A 15,934-nucleotide genomic window follows, 5' to 3' on the forward strand; every position below is an offset into this window, starting at 1 on the left:
GCCCTGCCCGCCGGAGTACGTATCCGGTTTAGCTCAGGAAGAGGATCTTGGCGAGGGCGGCGACTCCGGCGGCCCACAGCATGGATGACAACGTTCCGATGATGAACCTCTCGGCGGCAACAGGGGTCTCCTTCAGTTCCGCGAAGCGCCCCAGGCCCTTGATGGCCACCACGTAGGCGATCGCCACGGGCTGCCCCGTCAGGATGGCCAGGCACACAGCCAGCCGTTCCAGGACGCCGATGATGGCTCCGCCGCGCAGGATCCGCGTGGTTGGTGCCGGCGGAGCGGCCGCCCCTGCGGGCACCTTTCCGGCCCCGCCTTCGGCTACGTCGGCGGCAACGGTGATCTCGCCGTCGACGCCTGCCCGGTCCACTGGTTCACGGTCCGCCGATGCACGGTCCGCGGCTGCCCGGTCCACCGTGACATCGGCGGCGGGGTCATTGGCAGCTTCGTCGGCGGCACGGTCCCGGGCGGCGCGGTCTGCGGCCGCCTTGGCCGCGTCGGCCTTGTCGTCGATGGTCCGGGCTAACCGGAACACCAGCGCGGTGACAGGCCACCCGGCGAACCCAGCCGTCAGCAGGGCGAGGGTAATCCAGAGAGCGTTCACCTGTTTCCTTCCAGCACTGCGTCATGGGCCACCGCCAGGAGCATCTCTGCGGCGGGCCTCGCCGCCCATTCTTCCTGCCAGCCGGACCTCAGGACGGCGCGGCTCACCGACTGCTCCGTGATTCCGAGTTTCGCTGCCGCGAGCTTCTGGCTGCCGTGCCTGGCTGACGCGTCCTGCTGCAGTCCGCGGAGGGTGTCCACCACTTTCCACTGGGCCTCCGTGCGGTCCTGCACCAGCCGGCCAATCAGGCGGAGGACCGCTTCGGCGTTCGCGCAGGCTCTGATGCCGGTTCCGGCCTCCGGTGGCGCCGCACCGCCGCGGCGCAGTCCTCCGGGAACCACGGACAACGGCACATGGGCGGCGGCGGACTTGGCTCTTTCCACTGCCAGCCGCGCAGCGACGAACGCCGCACCGGATCCTTCCCGCGGACTGGCCGGCAACGGGAGGTCAACAGCACCCACTCCGATTCCCACGTACCACTGGCCGCTACGCAGGCAATGAAGGGCGATGTCCACCACTTCAGCAGGCTTTTCCACCACACCCTGGACTTCGTCGCCGACGGAGCGTTCGAACCGGCCGGCGGTGGACTTCCGGTGTAGCTCGGCCAGCAGGCCGGGCACTCGGTCCCTGTCCCCGGTGCTCCCGCGCTGGTCGATGGTGAGTACGTACATACCGCAAACATAATCGACTGATTTCCAAACATCAATCATTTTCGGCTGATTTATAAATATCAGTCAAAAAGAGGTGATTACCGAATCCAAGTCTGAATGAGCTGATTAGCCAAACAGGTTGACGGGCTTGACGATGTCCGCGTAGATCAGGAGGACACTCATACCCATCAGCAGCGCAGCCACTACGTACGTCACGGGCAGGAGCTTGGCGATATCGAACGCTCCGGGGTCCGGCCGGCCGAACAGCTTGGCCAGCCGCCGTCGGGCTCCCTCATACAGGGCGCCGGCAACGTGGCCGCCGTCCAGCGGCAGCAGCGGGACCAGGTTGAAGACCGCGAGCGCGAAGTTCAGTCCGGCCAGCAATCCCACCAGGGCGGCCAGCCTGGACTGCAACGGCACCTGCTCCATGGCGGCAACTTCACCGGCCACGCGGCCAACACCAACAACGCTGATGGGCCCGTTGGGATCGCGGGGTTCTTCGCTGAAGGCCGCCTTGGCGACGCCCACCACCCGTGCGGGGAGATTCAGGACGACGCCGGCCACCTGCTGGATGTTTTCCCCCGCCATGGGCAGCACGGACGACGCCGGCTGGGCCACCAGGGCGGTCTGGGCACCGATCCCCAGGAAACCGACTTCCTGGTACTGCAGGGTCCCGTTCGAATCAGTGGCCTGCCGCCCGTCCGCGCCGACGACCGGCCGCGCCGAGAGCACCGGGGTCACGGTAGCGGTGACGGGCGAACCGTCGCGTACCACCGTGATGCTGACTTCCCGTCCCGCGGAGGCGCGGATCCACCCGGTGAGTTCCTCCCAGCTGGTCACCGCCTTGCCGTCGAACGAGGTAATGGTGTCGTTGGGCTTGAGCTGCGCCGCAGCTGCGGGAGTGAGCTTGCAGTCGGCGGAATCCGGATCCACGGTTTCCCCGGCCTTGACCTGGCATTTGGAGACGTCCGCGATGGTGGTGGTGGGGGTGCTGATCCCAAAGCCCATCAACAGCACGGCCGTCAGCGCCACGCCGATCAGCAGGTTCATGGCAGGGCCGCCGAGCATCACGATGACCTTCTTCCACACCGGCAGCCGGTAGAAAACCCGCTTCTCATCGCCGGGCCCCACTTCCTCGTGGGCCATGGAACGCGCTTCGGTGGCAAGGGTCTGGAACATGCCGGTGCTGGAGGGACGCACCGTGCCGTCGTCCCTGTTCGGCGGATACATGCCGATCATGGACACGTAGCCGCCCAGCGGGATCGCCTTGATGCCGTACTCGGTCTCCCCCTTGCGCTTGGACCACAGGGTGGGGCCGAAGCCGATCATGTACTTGGTGACCCGCACCTTGAACAGCTTGGCCGGAACGAGGTGGCCCACCTCGTGCAGCGCGATGGAGACTGCGATGCCGATCGCCACAAAGACGACACCGAGGATAAAGAGAATGACGGGACTCATGCTGAGATCTGCTGCTTCCTAGAGACTGCTCACTGCTAAACGTTCGTGGGTGCGCGCTCGTGCCCACGCTTCAGCATCCAGTACGGACTCAACTGTCAGCCCGGAGGATCCTGGGTGTTCGCTGAGCACCGCTTCGATGGTATCCACAATGTCGGTAAACCGGATCCGGCCGGAGTGGAACGCCATCACGGCCTCTTCGTTGGCGGCGTTGAACACGGCAGGGTAGGTGCTCCCCTGTTTGGCGGCGTCCTTGGCCAGGCCAACAGCGGGGAACGCCTCTGTGTCCAGCGGTTCGAACGTCCAGCTGGTTGCCTGGGTCCAGTCGCACGGCGCGGCCGCCTTCGGGACCCGGTCCGGCCAGCCCAGTCCAAGGGCGATGGGCAGGCGCATGTCCGGCGGCGAGGCCTGGGCGATGATGGAGCCGTCCACGAACTGCACCATGGAATGGACCACGGACTGCGGGTGCACCACCACGTCGATGCGGTCCAGCGGGATATCGAACAGCAGGTGCGCCTCGATCACTTCAAGGCCCTTGTTCACCAGGCTGGCGGAGTTGGTGGTGACCATCAGGCCCATGTCCCAGGTGGGGTGCGCGAGGGCATCCTGCGGCGAGACGCTGTGGAGTTCCTCGCGGGTCCTGCCGCGGAAGGGTCCGCCGGAGGCGGTCAGGATGAGCCGGTCCACCTCGTCGGCTGTCCCGGACCGCAGGCACTGCGCGATCGCCGAATGCTCGGAATCGACCGGGACGATCTGGCCTTCCCGTGCGGCAGCCTTCACGAGGGCGCCACCGACGATCAGCGACTCCTTGTTGGCGAGCGCCAGCGTGGCACCGGATTTCAGGGCCGCCAGGGTTGGCGCCAGGCCGATCGAGCCTGTGATGCCGTTGAGCACCACGTCCGCCTCGATCTCCGCAATCCTGGTGGAGGCGTCCGGGCCGGTGATGATCTCCGGCCGGTAGCCGGTAACGCCGGCCGCGCGGGCGGCGTCGTCAATCAGTTCCTGCAAGGCGGCCGCATCGCCGCTGGCCGTACCCACGGCCCTGGCCTTCGTGTGGACGGCCTGGCGGGCAAGGAGGTCCAGGTTCCCGCCGCCGGCGCTTAGTGCCACAACCTCGAAAAGGTGCGGGGCGCCGTCGACGACGTCAATCGCCTGGGTGCCGATGGAACCGGTGGATCCGAGGAGAACGATTCTGCGTGGCTGCATCCGTTAAGTATCCCGCACGTATGGGTCCCGCCCGCCGGCGGGACCTGCCGGTGGCATGCGCCGGCGGGCAGGTACCCGGGGACATTGACGCCGTGCGCCGCAGGCGTAACGTGAACATCGTGGAGTGGGCCGCATGGTTCGACGCGCCGGAGTATGAGTTTGCCCGGCAGGTGCTGCAGCGCGGCGTCGCGGCGATCTTCTTTGTGGCGTTCCTCTCCTGCCGCAACCAGTTCCCGGCACTGCTCGGTGAACGCGGCCTGCTCCCGGTCCCCGACTACCTGGACAGCTTCCGGCGCCGGCGCCGGCCCAGCCTGTTCCTGTGGCGCTACTCGGACCGCTTGCTTCGCCTTGTCTGCTGGTGCGGCATGGCCGTTTCGGCCACGCTCATTCTGGGGCTTCCGCAGCTGGGACCGCCCTGGCTGCCGATGATCGCCTTCCTGGCACTGTGGCTGCTGTACATGTCGATCGTCAACGTGGGCCAGACTTTTTACGGTTTCGGATGGGAGATGCTGCTCCTGGAGGCCGGCTTCACGGTGGCCTTCCTTGGCTCGGACCAGACGCCGCCGCCCCGGACCATCCTGATCCTGCTGGTGTGGCTGCTGTTCCGGCTCGAGTTCGGCGCCGGCATGATCAAGATCCGCGGAGGCAGCGAGTGGCGCGACCTGACCGCCCTGTATTACCACCACGAGACCCAGCCGATGCCGGGTCCGTTGAGCCGGCAGGCGCACCTCCTCCCCAAGCCTGTGCACCGGATGGAAGTCCTGGGCAACCACTTCGCGCAATTGGTGGTTCCGTTCTTCCTGTTCGCCCCGAAACCGCTGGCCGGCATCGCCGCGGGCATCGTCATCTTCACCCAGCTGTGGCTCGTGGCGAGCGGAAACTTCGCCTGGTTGAACTGGATGGCAATCCTGCTGGCCTTCGCCGCAGTGAGCGATCCGGTTGCCCACGCGGTGCTCCCCGTCATCCCGCTGGACTGGCACACCTACGGTGCCGCCGACGGCGGTGCGCGGACCCCTGTGTGGTGGCTCGCCGTTGTGCTCGCCGTAACGGTGCTCCTGCTGGTACTCAGCTACTGGCCGGCCCGGAACCTCCTCCAGCACCGGCAGCTGATGAACGCCAGCTTCAACCGCTGGCAGCTGGTCAACACCTACGGGGCATTCGGCACGGTGACCAAACTGCGGATCGAGATTGTGGTGGAAGGCACGCTAGACGACCAGCCCGACGACGACGCGGACTGGCGCGAGTACGGTTTCCGCGGGAAGCCCGGCGACGTCCGCCGGCTGCCGCGCCAGTGGGCTCCGTACCACCTCCGGCTGGACTGGCTCATGTGGTTCCTGCCCCTGCGCACCGTCCATGAGGAGTGGTTCTACGCCTTCCTGGCGAAGCTGCTCGAAGCCGACGGAGCTGTCCTGCGGCTGCTGCGCAAGGACCCGTTCGACGGCGCCCGCCCCCGTTGGGTGCGCGTCCACAGCTACCTGTACCGCTTCGCGAGCCGGGCGGAACACCGCGAGACGGGCCAGCGGTGGATCAGGACCCTGCTCTACGAGGCCATTCCGCCACTGTCCCTCCCGCCGGGGTCACGGTGACTTGAGTCCGTAACGGCGCTCGGGACGGCCCGCGCCGTATTTGAGGCGGACCTCGACCCGAGCCTCGTCGTGGAGGTATTCGAGATACCGGCGGGCGCTGACCCGGGATGTGCCCAGCAGGTCCGCGACTTCGGCAGCCGAAAAGTCCGCCCCGGCGGACTCCAGCACCGCGACCACACGGCTGAGGGTTTCCGGGCTGCAGCCCTTGGGGAGGCGCGGTTCCGTCCGTTCGGCGCGTTCCGCGCTTTCCAGCCCGAAGACCCGGTTGACGTCCGATTGCTCGGCCACGTCCTTGGACAGGTCCAGTCCCTGGTAAGCGCTGCGGTAGTGCTCCAGCCGTTCCTGCAGGTCCGCCTGCGAAAACGGTTTGATCAGGTAGTGGACAATGCCGCCGCGCAGGGCGCGGCGGACGGTCTCCACCTCGCGGGCCGCGCTGATCACCAGCACGTCCAGTTCAGGCGCCGCTTCCCGCAGCCTGGCCATGAGGTCCAGGCCGTTGATGTCGGGCAGGTGGATATCCAGGAGGACAAGGTCGGGCTGCAGCCGGGCGGTCTCCGCCATGGCCTGGGCTCCGGTGTGCGCAACTCCGACGACGGCGAATCCCGGCGTGCGCTGGATGAACCCGGCGTGGACTTTGGCCACCATAAAGTCGTCGTCGACGATCAGGACGTTGATCATGGCCGGGTCACCTTTCCCTTAGCCGGCATCCCTTTTAAAGGCGTCCGCGTCAGCGGCGCCCGCTTCAGCCTCGCGGTGAAGACGGCCCCGCCGTCGTTGGCGACCGTAAGTTCGCCGCCGCTCCGCCGGCAGACTACGCGCGAGAGCGCCAGGCCAAAGCCCCGGCCGCCGGCAGGGCCGGGCTTCTTGGTGCTGAACCCCTGCCGGAAGATCTCATCGGCCGCTGCCCCGTCAATGCCGGGGCCGGTGTCCCGGACTGTCACCACCACTTCCTCGGGAGTGTCCTCAACGCGGACCCGGACGGACCCCTCGGTGACTCCTGTGACGGCGTCGAGCGCGTTGTCCACGAGGTTCCCCACCACGGTGGTCAGGTCCCGGGAGAGCTCATCGCCCACCGGCGCCAGCACCGAACCGGGATCCAGCTGCAATGGCACACCACGCTCAGCAGCGAGGCTGGATTTGGCGATCAGCAGGGCGGCGAGCGCCGGGTCCTGGATGCGGCTGGTCACGTCGTCGTTGAGGCGTGTCCGGTCCACAGTGACGCCGTTGACGAACTGCACCACGGAATCGTACTCGCCGATCTGGATCAGGCCCGAGATAACGTGCAGCTGGTTGGCGAACTCATGGGCCTGCGCCCGGAGCGTGTCCGTCGCAGTACGCGTTGCCCCGAGCTCGCGTTCCAGGGATGACAGCTCCGTCCGGTCGCGCAAGGTGGCGACCGAACCCATCACGCGGCCCTTGGACCGGATGGGCACCCGGTTGAGCACCACCAGGCGTTCACCCACCAGCACCATCTGGTCCTGCCCGGGCTGCTCACCCGTCAGCACGTCCTTGAGCGCAGGTTCAACGGGCAGGCCGGCAAGGTCCTTGCCCACGCAGTCCGCCGGCAGGCCCAGCAGCGCCCGGGCGCTGTCGTTGGCCACGGTGATCCGTCCGTGGAGGTCCAGCGCCACCACTCCCTCCTTCAGTCCGTGCAGCATCGCCTCGCGGTTCTCCACCAGGCCGGAGATTTCGCTGGGCTCCATGCCAAGGGTCTGCCGCTTGACCCTGCGGGCCAGCAACAGGGAGCCGGCAACCCCCAGGACGCTGGCCACTCCCAGGTAGGTCAGCAGGTTTGGCACCGCATCCCCCAGCCGCTCCCACGTGGACGGGTAGTTCCGGCTGATGGACGCGATGCCGATCATTTTCCCGGAATCGTCAAGGACCGGCACGTGGGCCGAAAGGACCGGGGTGGCTGTTCCGCCCACCACGCCCGTCCAGGCACGGCCTTCCATCACCCTGCTCGGGCCAAGTTCCAGCGGGCGGCCGAGAAGTCCGGGGTCCGACGACGCCACGACGGTGCGGTCCGTCCGGGCGAGCGCCACCTGCGCGGACCCGGAGACCGTGCGGACGGATTCGGCGACGGCGGACAGCGCCGCACTGCCGCGCGGTTCGGCCGAGGGAAGCAAAGCCCTGACGGCGGGATTGCTGCCCAGCGCTTCAGCGGCGGACAGTGCGCGGCGCCCCTCGATCCTTTCAAACGCGGCCGCGGACTGGGCGAGGGAGATGGCGACGACGGCGACGAGGACGGCCAGGACAATCAGCAGCTGGAGGCCCAGATATTGCCCGGCGAGGGACATTCCTCTTCGTCGAGTCACTGTGGTTCTTTCCTCTGGTGGGTGGGGTACCGGAACTATACCCCAACGCACCCTGCCGGGCGGACGCCGGGCCCGCGCCTCCGTGAGACCGGCCGGAGCTCCGGTTGAGTGCCGGAAACGTGAACGAAATGAACTTAACTTTCTCTGCTTACACAAGAGTGATGCCGCTCACTTCCGCACCTAGCATCAGATGCACAGTCAGTTTTGCTGACCAGCTTGGCCAAGAACTTTACTGAGAAGAGGAACACCATGCGCCAGATCCGCGCATTGCGCATTGCCGCCGTCGCCGCCGGCATCGCCCTGATGGCCACCGGTTGCGGTGCCACCGGCAAGAGTTCGACGAGCGGCAGCTCCAGCGCTGCCGCCGGCCCCGTCACCGGGCTGCAGATCCTCGTCCCCAACACGCCTGGCGGCGGCTACGACACCACCGCCCGTGCTGCCGCGAAGGTTCTCGACGACGAGAAGATCGCCACCAACACCGAAGTCTTCAACCTCGCCGGCGCCGGCGGAACCGTGGGCCTGGCCCGCGTGGTCAACGAAAAGGGCAACGGCGACCTCACCATGCTGATGGGCCTGGGTGTGGTGGGCGCCAGCTACACCAACAAGTCCGCATCCAAGCTGACGGACACCACTCCGCTGGCCAAGCTCATTGAAGAGCCCGGCGCCATCATGGTCAGCAAGGACTCGCCGTACAAGACCATCGACGACCTCGTGAAGGCATGGAAGGCCGATCCCGGCTCCATCGCCGTCGGCGGCGGCTCCTCCCCCGGCGGCCCCGACCACCTGCTGCCGATGCAGCTCGCGGGAGCAGTGGGAATCGACGCGACCAAGGTCAACTTTGTTTCCTACGACGGCGGCGGAGACCTTCTCCCGGCCATCCTCGGCAACAAGCTCGGCTTTGCGGCCTCCGGCGCCGGTGAGTACCTCAAGCAGATTGAATCGGGCGAAGTCCGCGTGCTGGCCACCAGCGGCGCGGAGCGGCTGGACGGCGTTGATGCCCCCACCCTGAAGGAATCCAACATCGACCTGGTGTTCACCAACTGGCGCGGCATCGTTGCCCCTCCGGGAATCAGCGACGCCGACAAAGCAACCCTCATCGCAGCCCTCGAGAAGATGCACGGCACCGAGGCCTGGAAGGAGACGCTGAAGACGCACAGCTGGACCGACGCCTTTGTCACCGGTGACGAATTCAAGACCTTCCTGACGGAGCAGGACAAGCGGGTGGCGGACGTCCTCACGAAGCTTGGCCTGGCGTGAGCTCTTCACCAACGGTGGCCTCACGGCTCAAAGGCCGCTCCGAGCTGGGGGTTGCCCTCCTGCTCGGGGCGGCCGGGGTCATGGTCTTCCTCGACGCCAACGGCCTGGCGACGCCCTATTCCAAGTCGGACCCTGTGGGTCCCAAGACGGTCCCCTTCATCGTGGCCGGCCTGCTCATCGTCTGCGCCGTGCTCCTTGCAGTGAATGTGCTGCGCGGCGGCAAGGGCGAGGCGGAAGGCGGCGAGGACGTTGACCTGGCGCACCCCGCGGACTGGAAGACGATACTCCCCCTGGTGGGCGCCTTCGTCGCGAACATCCTGCTGATCGACTGGGCCGGCTGGGTTATCTCCGGAACCGTGCTGTTCTGGGGCAGCGTGTGGGCCCTCGGCGGACGGCACTACGTCCGTGACGGCCTCATCTCCCTGGCCATGTCCATCCTGACCTTCTACGGCTTTTTCCTGGGCCTCGGCATCGCACTGCCTGCAGGCCTGCTGGAAGGGATTCTCTAATGGACGTCTTCTCCTCCCTCATGGATGGTTTCGCCACCGCGCTGACCCCCATGAATTTCCTCTACGCCGTCATCGGCGTGGTCCTCGGCACTGCCGTCGGCGTCCTCCCGGGCCTTGGCCCGGCGATGACCGTGGCCCTGCTGCTCCCGGTCACGTACGCCTTGGAGCCCACCAGCGCCTTCATCATGTTCGCCGGCATCTACTACGGCGGCATGTACGGCGGTTCCACCACCTCCATCCTGCTCAACACTCCCGGTGAGTCTTCGTCGGTGGTCACCGCCATCGAAGGCAACAAGATGGCAAAGGCCGGCAGGGCAGCCCAGGCTTTGGCCACCGCCGCCATCGGTTCCTTTGTTGCCGGCACCATCGGTACAACGCTGCTCGCCGTCTGCGCGCCGATCGTGGTCCAGTTCGCCGTCAGCCTGGGCTCACCCAGCTACTTCGCGATCATGGTGCTCGCCCTGCTGGCCGTCACGGCCGTGCTGGGTTCCTCCCGGTTGCGCGGATTCGCGGCCCTGGGCCTGGGCCTGGCGATCGGCCTGGTGGGCATGGATTCGGTCACCGGCCAGCAACGCCTCACCTTCGGGATGCCGCTTTTGGCAGACGGCCTGGACATCGTGGTGGTGGCCGTGGCCATCTTCGCCGTCGGTGAAGCCCTGTGGGTGGCCGCGCACCTGCGCCGCACTCCCCTGCACGTCATTCCGGTGGGACGCCCGTGGATGGGCAAGCAGGACTGGAAGCGGTCCTGGAAGCCCTGGCTCCGCGGCACAGCATTCGGCTTCCCGTTCGGGGCACTCCCCGCGGGCGGCGCCGAGATCCCCACGTTCCTCTCCTACGTCACGGAGAAGAGGCTCTCCAAGCACCCCGAGGAGTTCGGCCACGGCGCCATCGAAGGTGTTGCCGGGCCGGAAGCAGCCAACAACGCCGCGGCTGCGGGCACACTGACCCCCATGCTGGCGCTGGGCCTGCCCACCAACGCGACTGCCGCCGTCATGCTGGCAGCGTTCACGTCCTACGGCATCCAGCCCGGTCCGCAGCTGTTCGCGAGCCAGGGACCGCTGGTCTGGGCACTGATTGCCAGCCTCTTCATCGGCAACCTGCTGCTTCTGATCATCAACCTTCCGCTGGCGCCGCTGTGGGCGAAGCTCCTGCAGCTCCCGCGGCCGTACCTCTACGCCGGGATCCTGTTCTTCGCCACGCTGGGCGCCTACTCGGTGAACCTGCAGGCGTTCGACCTCGTCATCCTGCTGGTGCTTGGTGCGCTGGGCTTCATGATGAGGCGCTTCGGACTCCCCGTGCTGCCGCTGATCCTGGGCGTGATCCTGGGCCCGCGCCTCGAAGGGCAGCTCCGCAAGACCCTCCAGCTCAGCGCCGGCAATCCGGCCGGGCTGTGGAGCGAGCCGATCGCCGTCGGGATCTACGTCATCGTGGCGGTCATCCTCCTCTGGCCGCTGCTGATGCGGCTCTGGCGCAAGGCCCGCCCGGGGCGCAGCTCGCTGCTTCCCGCCAATTCCGGCGCAGCCGACTACAGCGACTGAACAGCCGCCGGGCATTTTGCCGACCCCCTACCCGCAATCAGCAGAAACCATTCAGCAGAAACAAGGAGCAACCATGACGATCGTGGTGGGATACGTCCCGACACCTGAGGGCGAAGCGGCGCTCGCCCAGGCCATCGCCGAGGCGCGGAAGAGCAACAGCAGGCTGCTGGTCATCAACTCCTCCAAGGGTGATGCGCTGGTGGATAACCGGTACGCACAGGAACCTGAGATCCAGAGCATCGAGGACCGGCTCGCGACGCAGGGCATTGACCACGTGATCAAGCAGCCGGTCCGTGGCCATGATGCGGCCGCGGAGGTACTGGACGCCGCGGAGGAGCACAATGCCGAGCTGATTGTGATCGGGCTGCGCCGCCGCACCCCGGTGGGCAAGCTGATCCTGGGCAGCACGTCCCAACGGATACTGCTCGAGGCGGACTGCCCGGTGCTGGCGGTGAAGGCCGGTTAGCACTGCTGCCTGATCGGGAAGCCACACCGGGAAAAGCCACAGGCCGGGAGTCCAGCGACTCCCGGCCTGTGGCTTTCGCTTCGCAGGGCGTTCCTACCGGCCGGCCCGCCGCAGGGTTGATTCCGCGTGCTTCAGGATGGGGCCGTCGATCATCTTTCCGTTGAACTGGAATACGCCGGTGCCGGCAGCCGCGGCAGCGTTCAGGAGCTCTTTGGCCGCGGCAACGTCCGACTCCGCGGGTGCGTACGCTCCCCGGACGACGGCCACCTGGCTGGGGTGGATGCAGGCCTTGGAACCGAATCCCGAGGCGACGGCGTCGCGGGACTCGGCTGCCAGCCCGTCAAGGTCCGGAATGTTGACGTACACCGCATCGATGGCCTCCTTGCCGAAGGCCCCCGCCGCGAGCAGCACGGCGGACCTGGCGTGCAGCGCCACTGCCCGGTACCCGCCGTCGTCGTTCCTGCTGGAGGTCCCGCCCAGCGATGCGAGCAGGTCCTCGGCACCCCACATCAGGCCCACCACGTTGGGTTCAGCGGCGATGGCGGCGGCGTTGAGGATTCCGGCGGCCGTCTCGCACAGCGCAATCACGCTGTAGCCCTCCAGCGCCTTGAGCTGGCCGGCGTTTTCGGCCTTGGCGAGCATCACATGCCGGTACGGGGTGTGCTTGAGGCAGTGCAGGTCCTTCTCGAACTCCTCCGTCCCGGCCGGGTTGATCCGGATGATCGTCCGGCTGGGATCCAGCTCCGGAACGTCGCCGGTGGCACCGAGCTGGGCGAGGATGGCGCCGCGGGCGCGCTGCTTGTCGGCAGGGGCGACGGCGTCTTCCAGGTCCACGATCACGGCGTCGGAACGCTCTGCGGCCTTTTGGTAGCGCTCGGGACGGTCGGCAGGGCAGAAGAGCAGGGCGGGCCCCATCAGGAAAGTCATGCTTAGATTGTCCTCTTTTCGGCGGCTTCATGCGCCTCGCGCGTCCACATCAGGCAGCTGCGCGAGGCCAGCGCCACCACCACGCCGTCCTGGTTCCGGCCGGTGTGCTGCATGGTCACGATTCCCTGCCCCGGACGCGACGAGGACAGGCGCTTACCGGTAATGACCGTCTCCGTGTACAGGGTGTCGCCGTGGTACAGCGGATGAGGGAACGACACATCAGTCAGTCCCAGCTGCGCAATGATGGTTCCCTGGGTCAGTTGCGGGACGGACTGCCCCACCACGGTGGCAAGGGTAAACATCGAGTTCATCAGCCGCTGCCCGAACGGCTGCCCGGCGCTCCAGGCGGCGTCAAGGTGCAGGGCCTGGGTGTTCATGGTCATCGTGGTGAAGATGACGTTGTCCGTCTCGGTCACCGTCCGGCCCGGGCGGTGGGCGTAGACCACTCCTTCCTCCAGCTCCTCGAAGTAGAGGCCCCGCTGTTCGACGACGCGTGGGCCGGCGGTGGTTGAGCCCGTCGAAACCTCGTCAGCACTGGTCATACGGTCAGTTCCTGGTCCTCTTCGAAGAGTTCCGCCCCCGTGGCCGCGGCGACTTCCTCGGCTGTCACGTTGGGGGCCAGTTCGCGCAGCACAAGGCGGGAGGAGCCGCCTTCGGTGACGACGTCGATCACGGCGAGGTCGGTGATGATCCGGTCCACGCACCCCTTGCCGGTCAGCGGCAGGGTGCACTGCTGGACGATCTTGGGCTTGCCGCTGCGGTCCACATGCTCCATCATCACGATCACCCGCTTGGCCCCGAACACCAGGTCCATGGCGCCGCCCATGCCCTTGACCATCTTGCCTGGAATCATCCAGTTGGCCAGGTCGCCGTTCTGCGCCACTTCCATGGCACCGAGCACGGCAACATCCACGTGGCCGCCGCGGATCATGCCGAATGAGGTTGCGGAGTCGAAGAAGGCGGCCCCCTTGTTCACGGTGACGGTTTCCTTGCCGGCGTTGATCAGGTCCGGGTCCACTTGGTCCTCCGCGGGGTACGGCCCCACGCCCAGGATGCCGTTTTCCGAATGCAGGACCACTTCAATGCCCGCCGGAATGTAGTTGGGGATCAGCGTGGGCATCCCGATGCCGAGATTGACGTACTGCCCGTTGTGGAGTTCGCGGGCCACCCGGGCGGCGAGCTCGTTGCGGGTCCAGCCTTTCGTTTCGGGGCTGGTGCCCTCGGGATGTCCGACGGCGGGCGGCCGGTATTCGTGGCGGACGGCTTCGGGGCGGGGCGGGGCGCCCGGCGTGTTGATCGATTCCACGGCTATGCTCCTGCCTGCTCTGCTGCCTGTTTTGGTGTGCCGGGGGCGCCGGGGGCGCCGGGTGTGCCGGGGGCACTGGCGGACACTGCGACGGTCCGCTTTTCGATCCGCTTCTCGCCCTGCGGTGCAAGGACAACCCGCTGGACGAAGATGCCGGGAACGTGGACGTGCTCCGGATCCAGGTCACCCGGCTCCACCAGTTCCTCAACTTCGGCGATGGTGATCCGCCCGGCCATGGCGCACAGCGGGTTGAAGTTCATGGCCGTGGCGTGGAACACGAGGTTTCCGTGCCGGTCGCCCTTCCAGGCGTGGACGAGTCCGAAATCCGGGGTGAGCGACTCCTCCAGCACATAGTCGGCGCCGTTGAAGGTGCGGACTTCCTTGGGCGCGGAGGCGATCGCAATGCTCCCGTCGGCGTCGTACTTCTGCGGCAGGCCGCCGTCGGACACCTGGGTTCCGACGCCGGCCGGCGTGTAGAACGCCGGGATGCCGGCGCCGCCGGCACGCAGTTTCTCCGCGAGCGTTCCCTGCGGGGTCAGCACCACCTCGAGTTCGCCGGAGAGGTACTGGCGGGCGAACTCCTTGTTTTCCCCGACATAGGAGCTGACGGTGCGGCGGATCCTGCCGTCCTTCAGCAGGATGCCCAGCCCCCAGTCGTCGACGCCGCAGTTGTTACTGACGGTTTCCAGGTCCGTGGTCCCGTGCCGGTGGAGGGCATCGATCAGGGCAACCGGGATGCCGCACAGTCCAAAACCGCCGACGGCGAGCGAGGCGCCGTCGGGGATATCGGCAACCGCGGCCTCGGCACTGGCAACAACCTTGTCAATCATCGTCGATCCTTCCTGGTCTGCTCCCTGTTTTGCTCCCTGCGCTGCTCCCTGGCGGGAAGCTAGAGGCCGAGTTCGCGGGCGATCAGCATCAGCTGGACCTCCGTGGTGCCCTCGCCGACCTCAAGGATCTTGGAGTCGCGGTAGTGGCGCGCCACGGTGAATTCGTTGATGAAGCCATAGCCGCCGAACACCTGGGTGGCGTCCCGCGCGTTGTCCATGGCTGCCTCGCCTGCGACCATCTTAGCGATGGCCGCCTGCGTCTTGAACGGCTTCCCGGCCAGCATCCTCGCCGCGGCGTCGTAGTAGGCCAGGCGTGCCGTGTGGGCCCGTGCTTCCATGCGGGCGATCTTGAAGGCGATGGCCTGGTACTTACCGATGTTCTGCCCGAACGCGCTGCGTTCCTTCGCGTATTTCACCGACAGGTCCACGCAGCCCTGGGCAGCTCCCGTGGCCAGGGCGGCGATGGCGATGCGGCCCTCGTCCAGGATGGACAGGAAGTTGGCGTAGCCGCGGCCCTGCTCGCCGAGGAGGTTCGCCTCGGGCACATGGACGTCCTTGAGCGTAAGCGGGTGGGTATCGGAGGCATTCCAGCCCACCTTGTTGTACGCCTTCTCCGCTTTGAAGCCGGGCGTGCTGGTGGGCACCAGGATGGTGGAGATTTCCTTCTTGATGCTGCCGTCCGCGCGCTCCTGCTTTGCGGTGACAGCTGTCACGGTGACCAGCTTGGTGATGTCCGTGCCGGAGTTGGTGATGAACTCCTTGTTGCCGTTGATGATCCACTCACCGCCTTCGAGCCGGGCCGTGGTCTTGGTTCCGCCCGCGTCGGACCCGGCTTCGGGTTCCGTCAGGCCGAAGCCGGCGAGCGCCTGGCCCGACGCCAGTGACGGCAGCCATTCCTCCTTCTGGGCATCAGTGCCGAAACGGTACACGGGCATGGCGCCCAGTGAAACTCCCGCTTCCAGCGTGATGGCCACGGACTGGTCCACCCGCCCCAACTGCTCCAGGGCCAGTGCGAGGGCAAAGTAGTCACCGCCCATGCCGCCGAACTCTTCCGGGAAGGGGAGGCCGAAGAGCCCCATGTCCGCCATCTGCTTCACGACTTCGTAGGGGAAGCTGTGTTCCTCGTCGTGTTTGGCGGAAACCGGCGCCACCACTTCATCGGCGAATTCGCGGACGGTGTTGCTGAGGTCCTGGTATTCCTCGCTGAGCTCAAAATCAGCCATGTTGGGACTTCCTTGTCTGAACTGTGGATCGGGTCTGTTTGATGTATTTGGTGTTGAAG

16 protein-coding genes are annotated in these 15,934 nt (G+C 66.8%); 5 read left to right on the top strand and 11 right to left on the bottom strand.

Going from position 1 to position 15,934, the window contains the following annotated elements; genetic code table 11:
* Nucleotides 1-28: 28 nt before the first annotated feature.
* From ASF98_RS05300 to dxr, 4 genes are all read right to left on the bottom strand, one after another.
* Nucleotides 29-607: a hypothetical protein gene (locus ASF98_RS05300; RefSeq protein WP_055798489.1), complete on the bottom strand. Its 579-nt coding sequence runs from the start codon at nt 605-607 to the stop codon at nt 29-31.
* On the bottom strand, nt 604-1,278 hold the full coding sequence (locus tag ASF98_RS05305; protein ID WP_055798492.1) for a hypothetical protein: 675 nt from the start codon (nt 1,276-1,278) through the stop codon (nt 604-606). The genes ASF98_RS05300 and ASF98_RS05305 overlap by 4 nt, the downstream gene beginning before the upstream one ends.
* 105 nt (nt 1,279-1,383) lie before the next feature.
* A complete protein-coding gene (locus ASF98_RS05310; protein ID WP_055798494.1) occupies nt 1,384-2,715 on the bottom strand; it encodes a M50 family metallopeptidase in 1,332 nt (443 codons plus the stop codon).
* Nucleotides 2,716-2,733: 18 nt separating this feature from the next.
* Nucleotides 2,734-3,918, bottom strand: a complete 1,185-nt coding sequence (gene dxr, locus ASF98_RS05315; RefSeq protein WP_055798506.1) for a 1-deoxy-D-xylulose-5-phosphate reductoisomerase — start codon at nt 3,916-3,918, stop codon at nt 2,734-2,736.
* 119 nt (nt 3,919-4,037) lie between these two features.
* Between dxr and ASF98_RS05320 the strand changes: the two genes are divergently transcribed.
* Nucleotides 4,038-5,504 (top strand): lipase maturation factor family protein, encoded by a 1,467-nt coding sequence (locus tag ASF98_RS05320; RefSeq protein WP_055798746.1) that lies wholly within the window; start codon nt 4,038-4,040, stop codon nt 5,502-5,504.
* On the opposite strand, the gene ASF98_RS05325 is transcribed toward ASF98_RS05320, so the two are convergent.
* Both ASF98_RS05325 and ASF98_RS05330 read right to left on the bottom strand, forming a co-directional pair.
* A complete protein-coding gene (locus tag ASF98_RS05325; protein WP_055798509.1) occupies nt 5,496-6,182 on the bottom strand; it encodes a response regulator in 687 nt (228 codons plus the stop codon). The two genes, ASF98_RS05320 and ASF98_RS05325, sit on opposite strands and share 9 nt — an antisense overlap.
* Nucleotides 6,179-7,801, bottom strand: coding sequence for a sensor histidine kinase (locus tag ASF98_RS05330; protein ID WP_055798512.1), 1,623 nt, complete (start codon nt 7,799-7,801; stop codon nt 6,179-6,181). Before ASF98_RS05330 ends, ASF98_RS05325 begins: the two co-directional genes overlap by 4 nt.
* 267 nt (nt 7,802-8,068) lie before the next feature.
* On the opposite strand from ASF98_RS05330, the gene ASF98_RS05335 reads away from it, so the two are divergent.
* From ASF98_RS05335 to ASF98_RS05350, 4 genes are all read left to right on the top strand, one after another.
* Nucleotides 8,069-9,076: a Bug family tripartite tricarboxylate transporter substrate binding protein gene (locus ASF98_RS05335; protein WP_028272156.1), complete on the top strand. Its 1,008-nt coding sequence runs from the start codon at nt 8,069-8,071 to the stop codon at nt 9,074-9,076.
* Complete coding sequence (locus tag ASF98_RS05340) at nt 9,073-9,585, top strand: tripartite tricarboxylate transporter TctB family protein (RefSeq protein ID WP_055798515.1); 513 nt, start codon at nt 9,073-9,075, stop codon at nt 9,583-9,585. Before ASF98_RS05335 ends, ASF98_RS05340 begins: the two co-directional genes overlap by 4 nt.
* Nucleotides 9,585-11,123, top strand: coding sequence for a tripartite tricarboxylate transporter permease (locus tag ASF98_RS05345; RefSeq protein ID WP_055798517.1), 1,539 nt, complete (start codon nt 9,585-9,587; stop codon nt 11,121-11,123). The genes ASF98_RS05340 and ASF98_RS05345 overlap by 1 nt, the downstream gene beginning before the upstream one ends.
* A 73-nt stretch (nt 11,124-11,196) precedes the next feature.
* The gene (locus ASF98_RS05350) at nt 11,197-11,589 is read left to right on the top strand and encodes a universal stress protein (RefSeq protein WP_055798520.1); all 393 of its coding nucleotides are present in this window, start codon (nt 11,197-11,199) and stop codon (nt 11,587-11,589) included.
* Between the two features lie 93 nt (nt 11,590-11,682).
* Here the strand turns inward: ASF98_RS05350 and ASF98_RS05355 are convergent, their stop codons facing one another.
* Genes ASF98_RS05355 through ASF98_RS05375 form a run of 5 tightly spaced genes read right to left on the bottom strand, consistent with a single transcriptional unit; the run spans nt 11,683 to nt 15,875 of the window.
* On the bottom strand, nt 11,683-12,516 hold the full coding sequence (locus tag ASF98_RS05355; protein WP_055798523.1) for an HpcH/HpaI aldolase/citrate lyase family protein: 834 nt from the start codon (nt 12,514-12,516) through the stop codon (nt 11,683-11,685).
* A gap of 2 nt (nt 12,517-12,518) precedes the next feature.
* Entirely contained in the window at nt 12,519-13,058 is a 540-nt protein-coding gene (locus ASF98_RS05360) for a MaoC family dehydratase (RefSeq protein WP_055798526.1), read from the bottom strand.
* On the bottom strand, nt 13,055-13,822 hold the full coding sequence (locus ASF98_RS05365; protein WP_055798529.1) for a CoA transferase subunit B: 768 nt from the start codon (nt 13,820-13,822) through the stop codon (nt 13,055-13,057). The genes ASF98_RS05360 and ASF98_RS05365 overlap by 4 nt, the downstream gene beginning before the upstream one ends.
* Nucleotides 13,823-13,824: 2 nt before the next feature.
* Entirely contained in the window at nt 13,825-14,652 is an 828-nt protein-coding gene (locus tag ASF98_RS05370; RefSeq protein ID WP_055798532.1) for a CoA transferase subunit A, read from the bottom strand.
* A gap of 59 nt (nt 14,653-14,711) precedes the next feature.
* Nucleotides 14,712-15,875 carry an acyl-CoA dehydrogenase family protein gene (locus ASF98_RS05375; protein ID WP_055798534.1) on the bottom strand — a complete coding sequence of 388 codons (1,164 nt, stop codon included), beginning with the start codon at nt 15,873-15,875 and terminating at the stop codon, nt 14,712-14,714.
* Between the last annotated feature and the right edge of the window lie 59 nt (nt 15,876-15,934).

Source organism: Arthrobacter sp. Leaf337, assembly GCF_001423745.1.
GTDB lineage: Bacteria > Actinomycetota > Actinomycetes > Actinomycetales > Micrococcaceae > Arthrobacter.

Bases quoted from the DNA above. Each gene is read 5' to 3' on its own strand.
- ASF98_RS05325 (WP_055798509.1), bottom strand. From the start codon at position 6,182: ATGATCAACGTCCTGATCGTCGACGACGACTTTATGGTGGCCAAAGTC.
- ASF98_RS05305 (WP_055798492.1), bottom strand. From the start codon at position 1,278: ATGTACGTACTCACCATCGACCAGCGCGGGAGCACCGGGGACAGGGAC.
- ASF98_RS05310 (WP_055798494.1), bottom strand. From the start codon at position 2,715: ATGAGTCCCGTCATTCTCTTTATCCTCGGTGTCGTCTTTGTGGCGATC.
- ASF98_RS05330 (WP_055798512.1), bottom strand. From the start codon at position 7,801: ATGTCCCTCGCCGGGCAATATCTGGGCCTCCAGCTGCTGATTGTCCTG.
- ASF98_RS05370 (WP_055798532.1), bottom strand. From the start codon at position 14,652: ATGATTGACAAGGTTGTTGCCAGTGCCGAGGCCGCGGTTGCCGATATC.
- ASF98_RS05360 (WP_055798526.1), bottom strand. From the start codon at position 13,058: ATGACCAGTGCTGACGAGGTTTCGACGGGCTCAACCACCGCCGGCCCA.
- ASF98_RS05375 (WP_055798534.1), bottom strand. From the start codon at position 15,875: ATGGCTGATTTTGAGCTCAGCGAGGAATACCAGGACCTCAGCAACACC.
- ASF98_RS05335 (WP_028272156.1), top strand. From the start codon at position 8,069: ATGCGCCAGATCCGCGCATTGCGCATTGCCGCCGTCGCCGCCGGCATC.
- ASF98_RS05350 (WP_055798520.1), top strand. From the start codon at position 11,197: ATGACGATCGTGGTGGGATACGTCCCGACACCTGAGGGCGAAGCGGCG.
- ASF98_RS05355 (WP_055798523.1), bottom strand. From the start codon at position 12,516: ATGACTTTCCTGATGGGGCCCGCCCTGCTCTTCTGCCCTGCCGACCGT.
- ASF98_RS05345 (WP_055798517.1), top strand. From the start codon at position 9,585: ATGGACGTCTTCTCCTCCCTCATGGATGGTTTCGCCACCGCGCTGACC.
- dxr (WP_055798506.1), bottom strand. From the start codon at position 3,918: ATGCAGCCACGCAGAATCGTTCTCCTCGGATCCACCGGTTCCATCGGC.